Genomic DNA, 18,481 nt, shown 5'->3' with positions numbered 1-18,481 from the left:
CCTTTCAGAGGACAGCGCCATGTTAAGAACTCTATTTACCGTTTCCGCCCTTAGCTTGGCGCTGACATGGACAGTTGCCGCTGATGCTGGTGTGATCATCAACGCCACACGCATTATTTATAACGAAAACAGCGGTGAAGCGATTACCCAACTGCGTAACCAAGGGACCAGCCCGGTGTTGATCCAGTCCTGGATCGATAACGGTGATGTCAAATCCAAACCCGACACCGTCAAGGTGCCTTTTACCCTGACGCCACCGGTCGCCCGTATCGATCCGGGTAAAGGGCAGGCGTTGCGCATTGCACGTACCGGCGGAGGATTGCCGGGTAACCGTGAATCTCTGTTCTGGCTCAATGTGTTGGAAATACCACCCAAGGCTTCCCAAAAAATAGCCGCGGGCGACAACCTGATGCAGTTCTCTTTCCGTACCCGCATCAAACTGTTCTACCGGCCGGATAACCTGCCAATGACCCCGGCTCAGGCTTACGAAAAACTGGATCTGAGCTTACGCAAAGGGGCTGCGGGTTACGAAATCGTCGCCAAGAACCCATCGCCTTATTACCTTACTTTCCGCCAGATTGAGATTCGCAGCGCCAAAGGCGCGCCAGTGCTGGGCGATCTGGGGAAAACGCAGGAAAGGATGGTGGCCCCCTTTGGCGAGTTGGTGATGAAAATTCAAGGAATGAAATCGGCACCGTCAGCAGGCTTAAAAGCGTTTTACAGCCTGATTGATGATTTCGGTGGGGATAACAAAAATGAGCGGACGTTGGCGGGCAGTGGTAAGTCTTGATTGGCGGCCCTCTTTTCTCAACCAGATTTACATTGCCGGAGCCATTTTACTGGCTCCCTTGGCGTTGGCTTATGCGGATGAAACCGAGGCTATTGAGTTCAACGAGTCTTTTCTGCGTTCGTCCGTCGATGTCAGCCAGTTCTCCAGCGGTAACCCGGTTGCTCCCGGCATTCACCGCATCGATCTCTATCTTAACGACCAATGGAAAGGGCGGCAGGACGTCAACTTTTCCCTGGCTTCGCCGCAAAGCAGCATCGCTCAGCCTTGCTACGATCTGAAACTGTTAAGTCTGTTCGACATTGCCTTGGATAAACTGGACAAGGCGGTGTTGTCACGCTTGCAGCAAGGGGAACAGTGTATTGCGCTGGGTGAACTGGTGCCTGGCGTGGAGGGCAATTTTGATAGCGGTGGCCAACGGTTGGATGTGCGTGCACCGCAGTCTTTGCTGCAGCATGAAGCCCGTGGTTATGTCAGCCCTGAGCTGTGGGATAACGGCATCACGGCGGCTACTCTGCAATATGACTACAACGCCTACCGTGCTGATCATTCCGACTCATCTGCTCAAACCACCCAGTTTTTGGGGTTGCGTGGCGGATTGAACTGGGACGTGTGGCGTTTGCGTTACCGGGCGTCAGCCAATTGGAATGATGACGAGGGTTTTCGCTATCAAAGCAATGAAACCTATCTTGAGCGGCCTTTGGTTGGCTGGCGTAGCCGGATGGTGCTGGGGCAATCGACTACCGACGGTCAAGTCTTTGACAGCATTGGGTTCATTGGCGCTCAGATCAGCTCGGACGATCGTATGTACAGCGATTCCCAACGTGGCTTTGCCCCGGTGGTGCGTGGTATCGCCAATACCAACGCGCTGGTGCGTGTAAGCCAGCGTGGCAGCCAGATTTATGAAACCACGGTACCGCCAGGGCCGTTTGTTATTGACGATTTGTATCCTACCGGCAGCGGCGGCGATCTGCTGGTCACGGTGACCGAAGCCGACGGCACCGAACGCAGCTTTACCGTCACCTATGCTTCGATAGCCGAACTGCTGCGGCCAGGTGTAACCCACTATTCACTGATGGCGGGGAAATATCGCAATAATTCGGTGAGCGAGGAACCTGCCATTGCGGTGGGCACCTTGAGGCATGGTTTCACTAACCTGCTGACGGGTTATACCGGCGTGATCGGTGCCGATGGCTATGCGGCCGCCTCGGGCGGTCTGGCATTCAATACCGATTTTGGTGCGCTCTCGGCGGATATTACCCAGGCACAAACGCAGTTTGATAACCGTCCTAACGAGCAGGGGCAGAGCGTACGGCTCACCTATGCGAAAATTTTGCCGGTGGTGGATACCAACATCACGCTGGCCAGCTACCGCTATTCCAGCTCTGGGTATTACAACGTGGATGACGCCATGTTGCTGCGCGATCGCGACAGTAATGATAGCGGCTTTGCTGACTACAACAGTTGGAAACGACGTAATCGTTTCCAGATCAACGCCAGCCAGTCGTTGCCGGAGGGTTTTGGGACGGTCGCGTTGAATGCCAACGTGCAGGATTATTGGGATCATGACCAGACTGACCGCGAATATCAGCTCAGCTACAACAATCACTATAACAAGCTGAATTATGGGGTTAACTTCGCACGGACACGCAACCTGGCAACCGGAAACTGGGATAACAAAGCCATGCTGACCCTGTCGATCCCATTGGGCTCCAGCTCGCGTGCGCCTAACCTGACCAGCAGCTATACCCAGCAAAAGGATCGCCAGGGGTTGCAGAACTCGCTTTCCGGTAGCCTGGGAGAGGACCGGCAGTATAACTACAGCGCCTTTACCAACTACGACTATGCTAAAAATGGTAGCAACAGCGTTAGCGGCGGCGTCAACGGCTCATGGGCCGCGCCTTATGCCTTCGTTGGGGGCAGCGTTTCCGCAGGCCAAGGTTATCAACAATATGGTGCCAATATGTCCGGTGGCCTGGTTGCTTATAGCGGTGGAGTGGTGTTTACACCGATGCTGGGGGAAACTTCGGCGATCATCGAGGCAGAAAACGCCAAGGGGGCCAGGATCACCAACTACAGCGGTCTGCGCCTGGATAACAGCGGGAAGGCGGTGGTCCCTTACCTCAGCCCTTACCGCCAGAATACCGTGGAGTTGGATCCGAAAGGGCTTTCCAGGGATGTGGAGCTGAAATACACCAGCCAGAAGATCGCGCCTACCGCCGGTGCCGTCGGGCTGTTACGTTATGAGACCGAAAGCGGCTACTCGATCCTGGTGACGGCCCGAGACGTTGCTGGTAATCCGTTGCCCTTTGGCGCAAACGTGTCCGACGAACAACAGCGCAGCGTGGGGTATATCGGTCAGGTTGGTGAAGGCTTACTGCGAGTCAACAACCCTAAAGGCCAGTTAGAGGTGAAATGGGGGGAGGGGGCCGGAGAAAGTTGCCGGTTTACCTATCAACTGCCCGCCGTATCGCCTGGGGCTGAATCTGACTATCGCCGCCTGGAGGTAATATGCCAATGAAGCAACGACTGACTTTGACCCGTTTTTTCACGTACTGGCTTGGCGCGGGGTTCCGGCAGCGTGGTAAGCGCTTGCTTCTTGGCTTATTGCTAATATTTGGCTATGGCGGAGCGGCCAGTGCCGAAGGGCTGGCGGTCAGTTGCGCGCGTAACAGTGGTTATTATCAGTTTTTCGATACGGCCACCATTGAGATTGGCAAAGACAGCGCCGTGGGTGATGTGCTGGGTCCTTGGATCAATTCTTACAACTCCACCGCCTGGAACTGCACCCCCAATAGCGCCTACCAGCAGCCGGTGCAGTTTAGCGTACAGGGCTACCCGCCTTACACCACGCGTAATACTATCGTGGTCGATGGGCAAACCTACATGCTGTATAACACCACGGTAAAAACCGGCCTGGGGTATATCGTCCGTTGGCGTTATACCCTGAATGGTAAAACGACCAACTGGCAGCCGCTGACCATTGGCACCGGCGGGCAACAGACCCATCCTGAGTCTATCACCGTCAACTACAGCGGTAACCGCTTCTATTTGGGTGTTGATGCCCAGGTGCGGTTTGTGAAAACGACCACCGGCCTGACCGCTGGCGCAATTCCCCTGTTCGATCCGATTTATCTGCGACATTTAGAGACGTATAACGGTATTGCTGCGCCAGGCGATCTCACCTACATGATTGCCCAGTTCAAAAGCGGCGGCACGATCGCCAGCGGCGGCACCTGCACCACACCTAATGTGAATGTCGATCTGCCGGAGGCCAGCGTCGGACAGTTCAACGGCGTGGGGACAGTGGCAGGGCGTAAAGCCTTTGAGTTGGCGTTCAACCAATGCCCAGCCGGCTTGGCTAGCATTGGTTACAGCTTTGCCGCCACGACTCAGGTGCTGGATGCCGCCAATGGCGTAGTGGCACCGAATGCAACCTCAAGCGCCCGAGGCGTCGGGATCCAGTTGTTACGTGGCAACAATCTGCCGGTGACGTTTGGCACTATTTATCTACTGGATAACTATGATAGTTCGGCCAAGGCCAACTATCGGGTTCCGATGCAGGCTGGTTTGTTCCAGGTGGGTAATACCGTAACTGCTGGTACGGCCAATACCGCAATCACTTTTACGCTCAATTATAAGTAGGGTGAAAATGGCAGCTTTGTATGGTTTCACGACACAATATCGCAGGCTTGGCCGCTGGCTAGTGATTATGGTGATGGCCTTATTTATCCCACAGAGCCACGCCGAGATATACCTGGGAGCCACGCGCCTGATTGTCAACGGCAAGGATAAGGAAGCGACGCTGCGCGTGACCAACGAGGGTCGCTCTGCGGTGTTGCTGCAAGTCTGGGTGGACAATGGTGATAGTGAGGCGGAACCGGAGAAAATCGCCACACCGTTTACCGTATCGCCGCCAATCTTGCGCCTGGACGGGAAGCGGGCACAGCGTCTGAGAGTGTTGTTTACCGGGGCAGAACACACGCTGCCGAGCGATCGTGAGTCGGTGTTTTGGCTTAACGTGTTGGAGATCCCGCCGAAAGTGGCCAATACGGCCAGCCAGATGCAGATGGCGTTCAGAACCCGGATCAAATTATTCTACCGGCCACGGTCATTGCAGACGGTGAACACGACCAACGTTCAGGAGCAACTGCGCTTTAGCCTGGCAAAACAGGGTGGCAATCCAGTGTTGGTGGTCGGCAACCCCACGCCTTTTCACCAGACATTACTTGAAATGATGGTGGGCCGCGATAAGCAGCAGGCAGTCGCTACCTTGGTGCCGGAAAACGGAATGGTAAGCCCAAAAGGGCAGGCTGATTTTGCCTTAACGGCGGCTAAAGGCCCGGTGAATGCTGGCATGAAGGTGTTTTACTCGGTGCTTGACGATTTTGGCTCTGTGGTGACGGCAGAGCAAGTCTTGCAAGCTGCGCAGTCGCCCTTGCCGCGCTAGGTATTTCTGCGATCCTTGCTCGTTTTTTAATCACACAGCACGTATGGCGTATATTTTTTAGCTTTTGCGAGTATTCTTAGAGGTGCAGCACATTTAACGAGCGATTGTCATCCTGCTTGTGGCACGTCAACTTTACTGTAAACGTTGAGGAGGAGAGCATGGAAACTTTGGAAAAGTGCTATGTCTATGCCAAGAACACCAGCAACATGGATTTTCTCGCTTCTACGGTGGCATTCTTGGAGTTTCAGGGACGTGAAGTCGATGCTAACGGCGTGGCGGGTAATATGTCGCGTGAACAGAGCGATAACTTCTTCGAACGGCTCAATCATTACCGTTCTATCTACAAAAAGCAGAGCCAGACCGTTTGAATCCACCCTAAGGCCCCGTTTTCGGGGCTTTTTCATGAATGCCCTGCCTAAATTCTACTTTCCTTATATGCCTTTTTTAATTGCCATAAATCCACCTTATTCCTGTGCCGGTGCGGTTTTTTTATTACTGCCCCGAGCGAACCATTTCTTCTATTTCACGCAGGGTGCCATCAGTATATTTAATGGCATCGTGAAGCGAAATTTCATATACATCACGGCGTTCGAAACGCTCGTTATTCTCTGGGGTGATGGCGTGAATGATGACGGCCACCTCGGCAAATATCCTGAGCGGTGAGGCAGTTCATCACTGCCTGGTTACAGGTGGGAAGTTGCCTATGCAATTACCTGTTCTCGCGTCAGGTCCGCCAGAGATTTTTTCAATTGTGACTGATTGAACCATTCACAGTAGAGCGGCGAGCCGCGCTGAAAACGCCAGCCTTCTTTCAGTACGCCCGCATCAACCACGTCAAAACCAAACTGGTCGATCAAATCGCTAACCCGTTTTTTGGCATCTTCATTATCCCCAGCGAAGGGCAGGGCGCGGCGCCGTTCATCCCCTTGTGGGCGGCCATCTTTATCCAGATCGATGACGCGTATGGAGTTAAACGCCTTCACAACGTGAGATGCATAAAGGTGACGTGCGAGCAATTCGCTGGTGGTGGTGAGTTGTTGATCCAGTTCGACGAAATTACCGTCGCGTTCGGGATAATAGTTATTGGTATCGATTACGATTTTGCCGCGCAACGCCTCCGCAGGTACTGTCGCATAGTGTTTGAACGTGATCGCAATGACGACGATATCACCAAATTCTACGGCTTGTTGCACCGTTCCCGTTTCACACGCGAGAGCGACTTTCAGGCTGTATAAAGTGTCCGGCCCGCGTGAATTACTGAGCATAACCTGATGCCCTTTAGCCAACGCATGTTCTGCGAGCGAACGAGCGATAAAGCCTGCGCCGATGATGCCAATTTTCATGGTGTGAACTCCTTGATTAAGTTCGGCTACTGTAATTCATCATTTTTATGTGATAAATAGAGGTAAGGTTGCGATACTCGAAACTAAAAGTAGGGAATGATGGATCGGCTTAAGTGCATGTTGGTGTTTGTGAAGGTTACGGACTGCGGTTCTTTTGCTGCCGCGAGCGAGGTGCTGAATTTGTCACCGCAGATGGTGGGTAAACAGATCAGCATGCTGGAGGAACATTTGGGGACCCGTTTGTTAAACCGTACGACCCGGCGGCAAAACCTCACGGAAGTCGGGCGTATTTTTTATGAGCGTTGCAAAATTGTGCTTGCCGAGGCGGATGCCGCTGAGTCTGTTGCCCAGGATATGACCGCAATGCCGCGCGGAATGTTACGGGTCAATGCGCCTGTTACATTTGGGGCATACAGCCTGCCACCTTTGGTGAATGACTACATGCGTCGTTACCCAGACGTTCAAGTTGAATTGACGTTGAGCGATCGCTTTGTGGATCTTGTCGATGAAGGGTTTGAGGCGGTTATCCGCATTGGACCGTTGGCAGATTCGGCACTGATTGCTCGTAAACTCAAACCTTACCAACTAATTGCCTGCGCATCCCCTGGGTATCTGGCCGAATATGGTACTCCAGCTCAACCTGAAGATCTGCTCGATCACGAATGCCTCGGATATACTTACTGGTCCCGTCCTTCAGAGAAAGAATGGATTTTCACCAAAGGGGGGAAGCAGTACGCCGCCAAGGTGAACAGCCGTTTGCAGTCAAATAATGCTACGGCGCTGCTGTCTGCAGCGCTTAGCGGCGGTGGGATTATTTTGGGAGCAGAAGTGGTGCTCAGAAGCTACATTGCCTCCGGCCTGTTGACGCAGATCCTGGCAGATTATCAGGCACCTTCGCGCGAAATGCATTTGCTGTATTCGCCGAACCGTTATCCGACGCAGAAACTGCGCTGCTTTATTGATGCTGTGATGGCGGAGTATGGCTAACGTCAGGCAATAGTACTTACCACATCAGATCGTCAGGCACGACAAAATCGGCATACGGATCGTCTTCATCTTTAGCTTCTTTGCTCAGTTCGGCATTTAATACAATACTGCTCGCATCACGCTGCGCAATTTTATCGGCCACGATCGCGGGGATAATCGCGTATTCGCCATCAGGATTCTTATCGGTAATCAGCCGAGCAATGGCAAGACGGCCACTAATCAATTGAGATTGGGTTGTTTTATCCACATATATTTTTTTAATTAAATTGTTATCTGTGAAGTTATAACCAATATCGCCATTTGCAATAACGATCCGATTCATTTCAATGAGCTGCTTAACCTGAGCTTTATATTCTTTGGCCAAGGCGGCTTGCTTTTGCTGCTCATTCAGCTGTTTATCACGTTCAACCTGCGCTTTTTTGTTTTCTTCCACGGCCTCTCTTGCCTCACGAGCCTGAACCCGCGATTTTTTCGCCGTTCTTTCCACTTTCGCCAGTTTTTTACTGTTGACCAATCCAGCTTTAAGCAGCTGCTCTTGTAATGTTAGCTTTGCCATGTTCGTTTCCGAAACCGATTAAATAATGCCTTGGATTATACCCTTAACGTACGAGGTTGTGCTAGGTAGCGGGTGCCGGTCACACATTATATTGATAACACAGTATACCCTGTCCTCAGCGCCAGCATGGGTGCTGATTTGTAAGGGCCGAACATGTTCGGCCTGAGTTAACCCATTGGTTATCTAAAGGGCGGAGCATTGCAGCCCCCTACACTGAGCAAGATTAGGGGATCAACTGCTCGGGGGAGCAATCATACAGCGCCGCTAGTTTTTCACGGGTACGCTTCTGAGGGCGGCCTGATGCCTCCCATTGTGAAACGGTGGATTGGGTGGTGCCGAGTTTTTGGGCCACATCATACTGAGACAGGTCCCGATAGACCCGCCAGGCTGCCAGAAGAGAAACTTCCTGGTCAATCATGATCTTGACGATCGCGTTAGGCACGGTCACATCATCGGATTTTGAGGCAGTGTAGGGCACATCTTCCCAATCAGTTTTTGCGTTAATCAGTTTTTCATATTCGCTGTAGGGCACCACGGCATACTGTGGTTCGCCTTTATCGTTGCGGATAATTTGCACTGCCATTTTCGGTTACTCCTGGTTTTACTTTTGATAGCTATATGAGGAAAGGGCGGGTTTTCCCGCCTTAGTACGTTTTCGATGACCTACGCTTAATTGCTGCAATCTCACAGATGACCGGTTCACCGTCAGTGATTTCGAAGATTACCCTATAGTCCCCAACCCTTAGCCGAAACTGGTTATCAGTTGCGTGAAGCTTCCTGATGTCGAGCTTTACGGCAGGGAAATCTTCAAGTTGGTTAACCTTCTCACTGATGGCTTTGCGGTACCTGGTGTCGATTGACAGCAACTGCTTGAGTGCTTTCTTCGTCCATTGAACCGTAACCATCATTTCCTCATTTTGTTAAGGAGCGCTATCCTTACTGGTCGATTAGATAATAAGTTTTGGTGATAAAAATCACAACTAAAATACGATTAAAATACGATATTTTGTGATTTGCTTTGCACGAAAGAACGCTTGGTCGGGATGATCGGGGGATGGTATGCAGGGTATCGGATTGCCGAATCGACGAGCAGGTAGTAGGGTTTCTCTTTTAGTTTTGCTGTGACTGGATTTTGCTCGCGTGGGGGAGATTTGTTGGCATCAACATGGTGTCCCCTGCAGGAATCGAACCTGCAACTAGCCCTTAGGAGGGGCTCGTTATATCCATTTAACTAAGGGGACACGGCGGGCGCAGTATACCCATTTTTGCGCTTGGGTTTAAGGGGCTATTGGTCTGATTGCCTGAAATATAATCGGTTTTCTCCCGTTATGCCCCATTTTCCCGATTATCCACCTTTAAATGTGCTGCGAACGGGTTGGAGAAGTTTTATTCGCGGTCTGATTTATCCGTGCGTTCCTTCCTGGGTTGATTCTCCCGTTGTGTCTTCAGCCGTTCGGCCTTGGCCTTGTCACTCATATCGTTGCGGATCTGCGCATGGCTGATCAGAGCGAAGATAAAGCTGCCGCCGATGATATTGCCCGCCAACGTCGGGATGGCGAACGGGTAGAAGAACTCCTGCCAGGGGAGTGCGCCGCTAAACACCAGGTACAGGATTTCGACGGAACCGACCACGATATGGGTAAGATCGCAAATTGCCACCAGGTAGGTCATCAGCACGATCACCCAGATTTTGGCGGCTCTGGCCGAAGGGAACATTCACACCATCGTGGCGATGATCCAACCCGCCAGGATGCCGTTGGCAAACATCTCTCGCGGGGTGTTATGCATGATTTCCTGCGACAAGCTGGTGAAGGCCGCACGGGTATTCTCATCAAAAATAGGCATATAGATAAACGCCAGCGCGGCCAGGCCGGTGCCGAGCAGATTCCCCAACAGCACTATCCCCCATAGGCGGAACAGAATGACGAAGTTTTTAGGCGTCGGTTTATGCATGATGGGCAATACCGCAGTGACGGTGTTTTCAGTAAACAACTGCTGGCGAGCCATGATGACGATGATAAAACCGAAGGTATAGCCGATGTTCTCGATAAAAAACCGGCTTGGGTCATCCGGTAGCCGTGCGTGAAAAATCCCTTTTGCTGCCAGGGAAGCCCCCATCGACAAGCCAGCCGCCAAGGCCGACAGCAATAGCGCCAGCCAGTCACGCTCCAGTTCTTTCTCCCCCTCCATGCGGATTTGTTCATGTACGGCAGCGGCGCGCGAGGGCAGTTTTTGCTCATCGACCTCAATGGTGGATTTGCCCCGATCGTGCTCTTCGCTTTCGACCTTGACGCTGCTTTCATCGCTGTTGGCTTGACGATCTGGTTTTACGCTCAACGGTCATTCTCCTATTGGCTGATAACTAAGCGTAGTTGCTGATGGGGCGAAGGAAAGTGCGCCGGGAAAATGATTAAAAAGTAACGAAATTTTAACGTTGCTGTTTTTTTCTACGCAATTTTGATCTGATGCGCAATATTACCTCTAATGGAGTACATCCAAGCCAGGCTGCGGGCTTCGAGCGCACTGTGGCTTATGCTATGATTCGCTATCCCAAAGAAAAATAAGAGTCCTCCATGCTGGAAGCCAGAAATCTTAGTTGTGTACGAGATGAACGTACTCTGTTTGACAGGTTGAGTTTTTTGGTGAGCCCGGGGGACATTATTCAGGTGGAAGGCCCTAATGGGGCTGGCAAAACCAGCTTGCTGCGCATTTTGGCCGGGTTGGCACAGCCAGACGCGGGTGAAGTGCTGTGGCAGGGCGAAAATACGCGTCATCGCCGTGAGCAATATCACCTGGATCTGCTGTTTCTGGGGCATCAGCCGGGGATTAAATCCATGCTGACCCCGTCTGAGAATTTGCAGTTTTACCAGGCCGTTAGCCAGGCATCCGATCATCAGGCCATCTGGCAGGCGTTGGAGCAGGTAGGCTTGGTGGGGTACGAGGATGTACCGGTGGCGCAGCTTTCCGCCGGGCAGCAGCGGCGGGTAGCGCTGGCACGGCTCTGGCTCAGCAAATGCCCACTGTGGATCCTGGATGAACCTTTGACGGCCATAGACAAGCAGGGCGTGTTGGAGCTGACCGCGCTGTTTGAGCAACATGCACAACAGGGCGGTATGGTGTTGCTAACGACGCATCAAGATTTAACCGGAACACGGCAGGCGGTGAGGAAAATTCGCCTGACACAGACCAGCGCGGAGATCGCCTGATGTTCTTCCTCATACTGCGGCGAGAACTGAAAATTGCCTTTCGTAAAGGCTCCGAGATTGTCAACCCGCTGTGGTTCTTCCTGATCGTGATCACGCTGTTTCCGTTGGGCGTTGGGCCAGAACCGCAATTGCTGGCGCGAATTGCGCCGGGGATTATCTGGGTAGCGGCGCTGTTAGCCTCGTTGCTTTCACTGGAGCGATTGTTCCGTGATGATTACCTGGATGGCTCATTGGAACAGCTATTGTTATTGCCAACGCAGCTGCCAATGACGGTGTTAGGCAAAGTGTGTGCTCACTGGGTGGTGACTGGGTTGCCGTTGTTGATCCTGTCGCCGCTGGTGGCGCTGCTGCTGTCGCTGGATGTGAATACCTGGATGGCGATGGCGCTGACCCTGCTGCTGGGCACCCCAACGCTGAGCCTGATTGGTGCTATCGGTGTGGCGTTGACGGTGGGGCTACGCAAAGGTGGCGTGTTGCTGAGTTTGCTGGTGCTGCCGCTGTATATTCCGGTACTGATTTTCGCTACCGCGGCGATAGATGCCGCCTCGATGGGGATGCCGATTGACGGTTACCTGGCCATCCTGGGTGCGATGCTGGCGGGCAGCATCACGCTGGCGCCTTTTGCCACCGCAGCTGCGTTGCGTGTAAGCGTACACTAGCTGGAAATTTAATCGCGGATGAATGCCTGTAAGAGCTTTTCCGTGCGCAAGACTTTCGCCGTTCTGCCATCAGGGAGCGGCTACCGAATGATTTTTTACCGTGAGCAATGACGACAATGTGGAAATGGTTACATCAATTTGCCAGGCCGGAACGGCTGTACCATGTCTGTGGCCGCTTTGTCCCCTGGTTGGGGATAGCGGGCGCCATCTGTCTGCTGGTCGGCTGGGTGTGGGGCTTCGGTTTCGCACCTAAAGATTATCAACAGGGTGACAGCTTCCGTATCATGTACATTCATGTTCCGGCGGCCATCTGGTCGATGGGCATTTATGGCTCGATGGCGATAGCGGCGTTTATCGGCCTGGTCTGGCAGATGAAAATGTCCGATACCGTGGTCGCGGCCATGGCTCCGGTCGGCGCGGTGTTCACCTTTATTGCATTGGTCACCGGATCTGCCTGGGGTAAACCGATGTGGGGCACCTGGTGGGTGTGGGACGCACGCCTGACCTCAGAGCTGGTATTGCTGTTCCTTTATATGGGCATCATTGCGCTGTATAACGCTTTCGACGATCGTCGCCTGGCCGGGCGAGCCGCCGGTATTCTGGTGCTGGTAGGGGTGATCAACATTCCGATCATTCACTTCTCGGTCGAATGGTGGAATACCCTCCACCAGGGCTCAACCAATATGCAGCAGAGCATTGCGCCAAGTATGCGCTACCCACTGCGTTGGGCGATCTTCGGTTACCTATTATTCTTTATTACGCTGACCTTGATGCGCCTGCGCAACCTGATCCTTTTCCAGGAACGTCAGCGCCCGTGGGTCGCCGAGTTGGTTAACAAGGAGCGTCAGTCATGAATGCTGCATTCAGTTCCTGGCAGGCGTTTTTCGCCATGGGCGGCTACGCGTTTTACGTTTGGTTGGCCGTGGCCGTAACCCTGCTTTCCCTGCTGGGGCTATTGGTCCACACCCTGTGGCAGCGCAAGCAGCTACTGGCTGAAGTCAGCCGCCAAGCGTCACGTGAACGGCGTATCCGCCAGTCACAACAGTCAAAGCAATCCGTAGCCACACCGCAGTCTGTTAACTCGCGGGAGAAATCACAGTGAATCCACGTCGTAAAAGCCGCCTCTATCTGGTCATTGTCGTACTGATTGGCGTCGCGCTCACCGCCACGCTGATGCTGTATGCCTTGCGCTCCAATATCGACCTGTTCTATACCCCAAGCGAGATCCTGCAAGGCAAGGGCGAAAAGCATGAAAAGCCGGAGGTGGGCCAGCGCCTGCGTATCGGTGGCATGGTGATGCCTGGCTCGGTCAAACGCGATCAGCAAAGCCTGCAGGTGAGCTTCAAGGTATATGACGCCCGCGGGGCCATCGAAGTGACCTACAACGGGATTTTGCCGGATCTGTTCCGTGAGGGGCAGGGCGTAGTGGCACAAGGAGTGCTGGGGGAAGGTAACGTGGTCAATGCGCGCGAAGTATTGGCCAAACATGATGAAAAATATACGCCACCAGAAGTCGCGGATGCCATGAAAGAGAATCATAAAAGCCCGGCCGCTACCTATAGCAATTCGCCGGACGGGGGCAACAAGTCATGATGCCGGAACTTGGAAGTTTTCTGCTGTGCCTGGCGTTGGCGATTTCGTTGCTGCTGAGCATTTATCCGCAATGGGGAGCGGCGCGTCAGGATACGCGCATGATGGCGGTAGCCCGCCCGTTAACCTATGGCATGTTTATCGCCATCGCCCTGGCATTTGCCTGCCTGGTGTATGCGTTTATTACCAATGACTTTACCGTCTCCTATGTAGCCGCCAACTCCAACACCAAGCTACCGGTGTATTACCGCATTGCGGCGACGTGGGGAGCGCACGAAGGTTCCCTGCTGTTGTGGGTGCTACTACTGAGCTGCTGGTCACTGGCGGTTGCCATATGTAGCCGTGCAATGCCGCAGGATGCCGTGGCGCGTGTGTTGTCGGTGATGGGGATGATCACCGCCGGGTTCTTGCTGTTCATCATTATGACCTCCAACCCGTTTACCCGAACCTTGCCGAGTTTCCCGATCGACGGGGGCGACCTTAACCCGCTGTTGCAGGATATCGGGCTGATCTTCCACCCGCCGTTGCTGTATATGGGCTACGTGGGGTTCTCGGTGGCCTTTGCCTTCGCGATTGCCTCACTGATGGCCGGGCGGCTAGATACGGCATGGGCTCGTTGGTCGCGTCCGTGGACTACGGCGGCCTGGGTCTTCCTGACCATGGGCATCGTGTTGGGGTCAGCGTGGGCTTACTATGAGCTGGGCTGGGGCGGTTGGTGGTTCTGGGATCCGGTCGAAAACGCTTCCTTTATGCCATGGCTGGCCGGTACGGCCTTGATGCACTCGCTGGCGGTTACCGAAAAGCGCGGAACCTTCAAAGCCTGGACGGTGCTGCTGGCGATCACGGCCTTCTCCCTGTGTCTGTTGGGCACCTTCCTGGTGCGTTCCGGCGTGCTGGTTTCCGTTCACTCCTTTGCCTCCGATCCGGCGCGCGGGATGTTTATCCTCGCCTATCTGGTGATCGTGATTGGCGGCTCGCTGTTACTGTATGCCGTGAAGGGCGGGCAGGTGCGTAGCCGGGTGCAGCACGAAACCTTCTCGCGGGAAACCTTCCTGCTGGGCAATAACGTCTTGCTGATCGCTGCCATGCTGGTGGTGTTATTGGGGACCTTGTTGCCGTTGGTGCATAAACAGTTGGGGCTGGGCAGTATTTCCATCGGCGAGCCCTTCTTCAACACCATGTTTACCTGGCTGATGGCACCGCTGGCGCTGTTGCTGGGCATCGGGCCGTTGGTGCGCTGGCGTCGTGACGAACCCACCAAGCTCTGGCGTCGCCTGGGCGTGGCGCTGGTGATCACGCTGGTGTTGTCAATTCTGCTGCCTTGGCTGCTGCAAGACAGTATCGTCGGCATGACGGTGGTCGGGCTGATCATGGCCATCTGGGTGATTTTGCTGACCCTGATGGAGCTGCATGAGCGAGCGACCCATCGTCACGGTTTCTGGCAGGGGCTCAGGCATCTTTCCCGTAGCCATTGGGGCATGGTGTTAGGCCATCTTGGCGTGGCGGTCACGGTGATCGGGATCGCTTTCAGCCAAAACTACAGCGTTGAGCGTGATGTCCGCATGAAGGCCGGTGATAGCGTGGAAATTCACGACTATCGCTTCATCTTCCGCGACGTTCACGATATCCGTGGTTCAAACTATACCGGCGGCGTCGGGATTATCGATGTCACCCGCAACGGTAAGACCGAAGCCACCCTGCATACGGAAAAACGTTATTACAGCGTGGCGCGCAGCATGATGACGGAAGCCGCCATCGACGGTGGCCTGACGCGCGATCTTTACGCCGCGTTGGGTGAAGAGCTGGACGATGGCTCCTGGGCCGTGCGGCTTTACTACAAACCTTTTGTCCGCTGGATCTGGTTCGGTGGGGTGTTTATGGCGATCGGCGGCGTGTTGTGTATTCTCGATCCGCGCTATCGCATGAGCAAAAAACTCAAACGTGAAGCCAAACAAGGGGAGCAGGCATGAACCGCAAACTGTTATTTATTCCGTTAATCCTGTTCCTGCTGTTGGTGGTGGCCTTGTTGGTACAGCTGACGCGTAACGCCGGCGGGGAAGATCCCACCATGCTGGAGTCTGCGCTGATTGGTAAACCGGTGCCGACCTTCAAGCTTGAATCCTTGGATCATCCGGGTAAAACCTTCGATCAGGCGGTGCTGCGCACTGGCAAACCGATATTGCTGAACGTGTGGGCGACCTGGTGCCCTACTTGCCGGGCGGAGCACGAGTATCTGAATACTCTGGCGGCCAAAGGCATTCGCGTAGTGGGGCTAAACTATAAAGACGATCGTCAGAAGGCGGTGGTGTGGCTCAATCAGTTGGGTAACCCTTATGCGCTGAGCCTGTACGACGGCGACGGCATGCTGGGGCTGGATCTCGGCGTGTATGGCGCACCGGAGACCTTCCTGATCGACGGTGAAGGCATAATTCGCTACCGCCACGCCGGGGACATGAACGAGCGTGTCTGGCAGCAGGAAGTGTTACCGCTGTATCGTAAATATGGGGGCGACGCATGAGGCTGATAACCTTACTGGTGGCGGCATTGCTGAGCTGGAGTGCCGCTGCGGCCATTGACACCTACAAATTCAATTCGGTGGAGCAGGAGCAGCAATACCGCGAGTTGACCGAACAGCTGCGCTGCCCTAAATGCCAGAACAACAGCATTGCCGATTCCAACGCCATCATCGCGGCGGACATGCGCACCAAGGTGTATGAGCTGATGATGCAGGGGCAAGACAAGCAGCAGGTCATCGACTATATGGTGGCGCGCTACGGTAATTTTGTGACCTATGAACCCCCGGTGACGCCAGCAACCTTGATCTTGTGGGTCGGGCCGCTGCTGTTTGTGCTGATTGGTGGGGCGGTGGTGATTCTGCGGACCCGTCAACGTCGCACGGGCACAGTCAACGAGGAATTCTCCGAGCAGGAGCAGCAGCGTCTTGCGGCGTTGTTGAAAGAGACTGACAGGAAGAAACCCTAATGGCTTTTTGGCTGATAATTATAGTGCTGTTGGTCGGTGCGAGCGCGTTGCTGGTCGTGCCCGTGATGCGCCAAGGCAAAGAAAGTACGGCGGCCAGCCGCGATACGCTCAACAAGGCGTTCTACCAGGATCGCCTCGACGAGCTGGCACAAGATGAAGATCAAGGGGTGGTTGCGGAACGCCCTGAGCTGGTCAAAGAGCTGCAACAGAACTTGCTGAACGATATCCCTGGACAACCGGATGAGCAGCCTGCTCGGCCCATCAATCGTTGGGCTCTGGTGCCTGGCGTGATGGTGCTGGTGGTGGTGTCGGTTGGCTTTTATCTGAAAACTGGCGGTTTGGCTCAGGTTATGGCCTGGCATCAGGTAGAATCCCAAATGCCGGAACTGCGTGCGCGGGTGGCCAATGAACGTGCCCAGCCGCTGAGCATGGAGGAGATCGCTCGTCTTGGCTTGGGATTACGCACCTCATTGCAGGATGATGACAGAAATCTGAATGACTGGATGATGCTTGGCCGTGTCGGAATGGCGTTGAATAATGCCACCACCGCGACCCAGGCTTTTGCTCGAGCTTACAGCCTGGATCCGAGCAATATGGAAGTGCGCCTGGGTTATGCCGAAGTGCTGACGCGCTCTGGCGATCCGGAAGACAACAAGCAGGCGACCGCGATGCTGCGCACCATGGTGGCAGAAGATCACACCAACGTGCGCGTACTGAGCCTGCTGGCGTTCAACTCCTTTGAACAGGGCGATTACCAACAGGCGATCGGTGCCTGGCAGGTAATGTTGAAACTGTTACCAGCCGATGACCAGCGTGTTGCAGTGATAAAGCGCAGCATTGAACAAGCAAAAGTTCAGGTGGGCGCAGAAACTGTTAAACTCTCCGTCACTGTCACGCTGTCGCCAGAGGCGGCAAAAGCATTACCACAACAAGGAACGCTGATCGTTTCGGTTACCGATGGAACCAACCCGGTGCCGGTAGCGGTCAAGCAATTGCCACTTAGTCGTTTCCCGCTATCATTCACATTGGATGACAGCAACGCCATGATGCCTGAACGCCTGCTTTCGGCTCAGCAGAAGGTGAAGGTGCATGTCAGGCTGTCACAGGATGGTCTGGCAACGCCGCAGGCGGGCGACTGGTTTGGCGATAGTACGCTGCAAGCCTATAGCGGCAAGGAGCAGGTCAGCGTTCAGATTGATAAACAGGTTCCCTGATAAAAAGAATCCAAGGGTTTTCATGGAGAAATATATGAACTTTCGCCTGACTGGGCTGGCTTTCGCAACGGTGTTATTGGTAGGCTGTGCCAGCTCGCCTGGTGACGATCCGCAAGGGCGTTCCGACCCTCTTGAAGGGTTTAACCGGGCGATGTTTAACTTCAACTATAACGTGATGGATCCCTACGTGCTGCGCCCGGTCGCGGTGGTATGGCGCGATTACGTCCCGACGCCTGCGCGTAATGGCTTGAGCAACTTTACTTCCAACCTGGAAGAGCCAGCCAGCATGGTGAACGAATTTCTGCGTGGTAACCCTTATCAGGGCATGAAGCACTTCAACCGTTTCTTCCTCAACACCCTGTTGGGGATGGGCGGGTTGATCGACGTGGCCAGTATGGCTAACCCGAAACTGGCGCGTGAAGAACCACGCCGCTTCGGTGGAACCTTGGGGAACTACGGCGTAGGTTACGGCCCGTATGTCCACTTACCGGTTTACGGTAGCTTCACCATCCGTGAAGACGGTGGTGACCTGTCTCTTATACACATCTCCGAGCCCACGAGACAGGAGGTATCATCTCGGATGCCGTCTTCTGCTTGAAAAGAGGGGGGGGGGGGGGGGGGGGGGGGGGGGGGGGGGGGGGGGGGGGGGGGGGGGGGGGGGGGGGGGGGGGGGGGGGGGGGGGGGGGGGGGGGGGGGGGGGGGGGGG

At 54.3% G+C, this 18,481-nt stretch carries 19 protein-coding genes, 1 tRNA gene and 3 pseudogenes; 16 read left to right on the top strand and 7 right to left on the bottom strand.

What is annotated here, in order from left to right; genetic code table 11:
* Window positions 1-19: 19 nt before the first annotated feature.
* The 5 genes from JHD74_RS08100 (at window position 20) to JHD74_RS08080 (ending at window position 5,605) form a co-directional block, all read left to right on the top strand.
* The gene (locus JHD74_RS08100) at window positions 20-790 is read left to right on the top strand and encodes a molecular chaperone (protein WP_024529236.1); all 771 of its coding nucleotides are present in this window, start codon (window positions 20-22) and stop codon (window positions 788-790) included.
* Window positions 756-3,308, top strand: a complete 2,553-nt coding sequence (locus JHD74_RS08095) for a fimbria/pilus outer membrane usher protein (RefSeq protein ID WP_199062350.1) — start codon at window positions 756-758, stop codon at window positions 3,306-3,308. Before JHD74_RS08100 ends, JHD74_RS08095 begins: the two co-directional genes overlap by 35 nt.
* Window positions 3,299-4,432, top strand: coding sequence for a fimbrial protein (locus JHD74_RS08090; protein WP_024529234.1), 1,134 nt, complete (start codon window positions 3,299-3,301; stop codon window positions 4,430-4,432). Before JHD74_RS08095 ends, JHD74_RS08090 begins: the two co-directional genes overlap by 10 nt.
* A gap of 7 nt (window positions 4,433-4,439) precedes the next feature.
* A complete protein-coding gene (locus JHD74_RS08085) occupies window positions 4,440-5,237 on the top strand; it encodes a molecular chaperone (protein WP_199062349.1) in 798 nt (265 codons plus the stop codon).
* Between the two features lie 158 nt (window positions 5,238-5,395).
* Complete coding sequence (locus JHD74_RS08080) at window positions 5,396-5,605, top strand: glycogen synthesis protein (RefSeq protein WP_233169480.1); 210 nt, start codon at window positions 5,396-5,398, stop codon at window positions 5,603-5,605.
* A 124-nt stretch (window positions 5,606-5,729) separates the two neighbouring features.
* Here JHD74_RS08080 and JHD74_RS08075 read toward each other — a convergent pair.
* Both JHD74_RS08075 and JHD74_RS08070 read right to left on the bottom strand, forming a co-directional pair.
* A pseudogene (locus JHD74_RS08075) lies at window positions 5,730-5,913 on the bottom strand (PTS fructose transporter subunit IIB); the annotation flags it as partial.
* A gap of 25 nt (window positions 5,914-5,938) precedes the next feature.
* Entirely contained in the window at window positions 5,939-6,580 is a 642-nt protein-coding gene (locus JHD74_RS08070) for an NADPH-dependent F420 reductase (RefSeq protein WP_199062347.1), read from the bottom strand.
* Window positions 6,581-6,679: 99 nt separating this feature from the next.
* Here JHD74_RS08070 and JHD74_RS08065 point away from each other — a divergent pair, with 99 nt between their 5' ends.
* Window positions 6,680-7,567: a LysR substrate-binding domain-containing protein gene (locus JHD74_RS08065; RefSeq protein ID WP_029711211.1), complete on the top strand. Its 888-nt coding sequence runs from the start codon at window positions 6,680-6,682 to the stop codon at window positions 7,565-7,567.
* Between the two features lie 16 nt (window positions 7,568-7,583).
* Here JHD74_RS08065 and JHD74_RS08060 read toward each other — a convergent pair whose 3' ends face one another.
* From JHD74_RS08060 to JHD74_RS08040, 5 genes and pseudogenes are all read right to left on the bottom strand, one after another.
* Window positions 7,584-8,123 (bottom strand): DUF2058 domain-containing protein, encoded by a 540-nt coding sequence (locus JHD74_RS08060; RefSeq protein ID WP_024529229.1) that lies wholly within the window; start codon window positions 8,121-8,123, stop codon window positions 7,584-7,586.
* A gap of 223 nt (window positions 8,124-8,346) precedes the next feature.
* Window positions 8,347-8,706, bottom strand: coding sequence for a helix-turn-helix domain-containing protein (locus JHD74_RS08055; RefSeq protein ID WP_024529228.1), 360 nt, complete (start codon window positions 8,704-8,706; stop codon window positions 8,347-8,349).
* A 61-nt stretch (window positions 8,707-8,767) separates the two neighbouring features.
* Complete coding sequence (locus JHD74_RS08050; protein WP_024529227.1) at window positions 8,768-9,028, bottom strand: type II toxin-antitoxin system RelE/ParE family toxin; 261 nt, start codon at window positions 9,026-9,028, stop codon at window positions 8,768-8,770.
* A gap of 261 nt (window positions 9,029-9,289) precedes the next feature.
* Window positions 9,290-9,364 (bottom strand) — tRNA-Arg (locus JHD74_RS08045).
* A gap of 145 nt (window positions 9,365-9,509) precedes the next feature.
* Window positions 9,510-10,460, bottom strand: a pseudogene (locus tag JHD74_RS08040) (formate/nitrite transporter family protein).
* A 236-nt stretch (window positions 10,461-10,696) separates the two neighbouring features.
* Between JHD74_RS08040 and ccmA the strand changes: the two are divergent.
* The 10 genes and pseudogenes from ccmA to JHD74_RS07990 all read left to right on the top strand — a co-directional run.
* Window positions 10,697-11,329 carry a cytochrome c biogenesis heme-transporting ATPase CcmA gene (gene ccmA, locus JHD74_RS08035; RefSeq protein WP_199062346.1) on the top strand — a complete coding sequence of 211 codons (633 nt, stop codon included), beginning with the start codon at window positions 10,697-10,699 and terminating at the stop codon, window positions 11,327-11,329.
* A complete protein-coding gene (ccmB, locus tag JHD74_RS08030; protein ID WP_199062345.1) occupies window positions 11,329-11,988 on the top strand; it encodes a heme exporter protein CcmB in 660 nt (219 codons plus the stop codon). The genes ccmA and ccmB overlap by 1 nt, the downstream gene beginning before the upstream one ends.
* Window positions 11,989-12,104: 116 nt before the next feature.
* On the top strand, window positions 12,105-12,842 hold the full coding sequence (locus JHD74_RS08025; RefSeq protein WP_024485095.1) for a heme ABC transporter permease: 738 nt from the start codon (window positions 12,105-12,107) through the stop codon (window positions 12,840-12,842).
* Entirely contained in the window at window positions 12,839-13,090 is a 252-nt protein-coding gene (gene ccmD, locus JHD74_RS08020; RefSeq protein ID WP_024529172.1) for a heme exporter protein CcmD, read from the top strand. The genes JHD74_RS08025 and ccmD overlap by 4 nt, the downstream gene beginning before the upstream one ends.
* Entirely contained in the window at window positions 13,087-13,581 is a 495-nt protein-coding gene (ccmE, locus tag JHD74_RS08015; protein WP_024529171.1) for a cytochrome c maturation protein CcmE, read from the top strand. Before ccmD ends, ccmE begins: the two co-directional genes overlap by 4 nt.
* On the top strand, window positions 13,578-15,548 hold the full coding sequence (locus tag JHD74_RS08010) for a heme lyase CcmF/NrfE family subunit (protein WP_199062344.1): 1,971 nt from the start codon (window positions 13,578-13,580) through the stop codon (window positions 15,546-15,548). The genes ccmE and JHD74_RS08010 overlap by 4 nt, the downstream gene beginning before the upstream one ends.
* Complete coding sequence (locus JHD74_RS08005; RefSeq protein WP_024529169.1) at window positions 15,545-16,096, top strand: DsbE family thiol:disulfide interchange protein; 552 nt, start codon at window positions 15,545-15,547, stop codon at window positions 16,094-16,096. Before JHD74_RS08010 ends, JHD74_RS08005 begins: the two co-directional genes overlap by 4 nt.
* On the top strand, window positions 16,093-16,560 hold the full coding sequence (locus JHD74_RS08000) for a cytochrome c-type biogenesis protein (RefSeq protein WP_024529168.1): 468 nt from the start codon (window positions 16,093-16,095) through the stop codon (window positions 16,558-16,560). The genes JHD74_RS08005 and JHD74_RS08000 overlap by 4 nt, the downstream gene beginning before the upstream one ends.
* Window positions 16,560-17,774: a c-type cytochrome biogenesis protein CcmI gene (ccmI, locus tag JHD74_RS07995; RefSeq protein WP_024529167.1), complete on the top strand. Its 1,215-nt coding sequence runs from the start codon at window positions 16,560-16,562 to the stop codon at window positions 17,772-17,774. Before JHD74_RS08000 ends, ccmI begins: the two co-directional genes overlap by 1 nt.
* A 34-nt stretch (window positions 17,775-17,808) precedes the next feature.
* Window positions 17,809-18,309, top strand: a pseudogene (locus tag JHD74_RS07990) (MlaA family lipoprotein); the annotation flags it as partial.
* Between the last annotated feature and the right edge of the window lie 172 nt (window positions 18,310-18,481).

The organism is Serratia sp. ASV30, from assembly GCF_016428815.1.
Lineage (GTDB): Bacteria > Pseudomonadota > Gammaproteobacteria > Enterobacterales > Enterobacteriaceae > Chania > Chania fonticola_C.
Note: the sequence above shows the minus strand (reverse complement) of the source record. Positions and strands in the feature narration are given on the sequence as shown.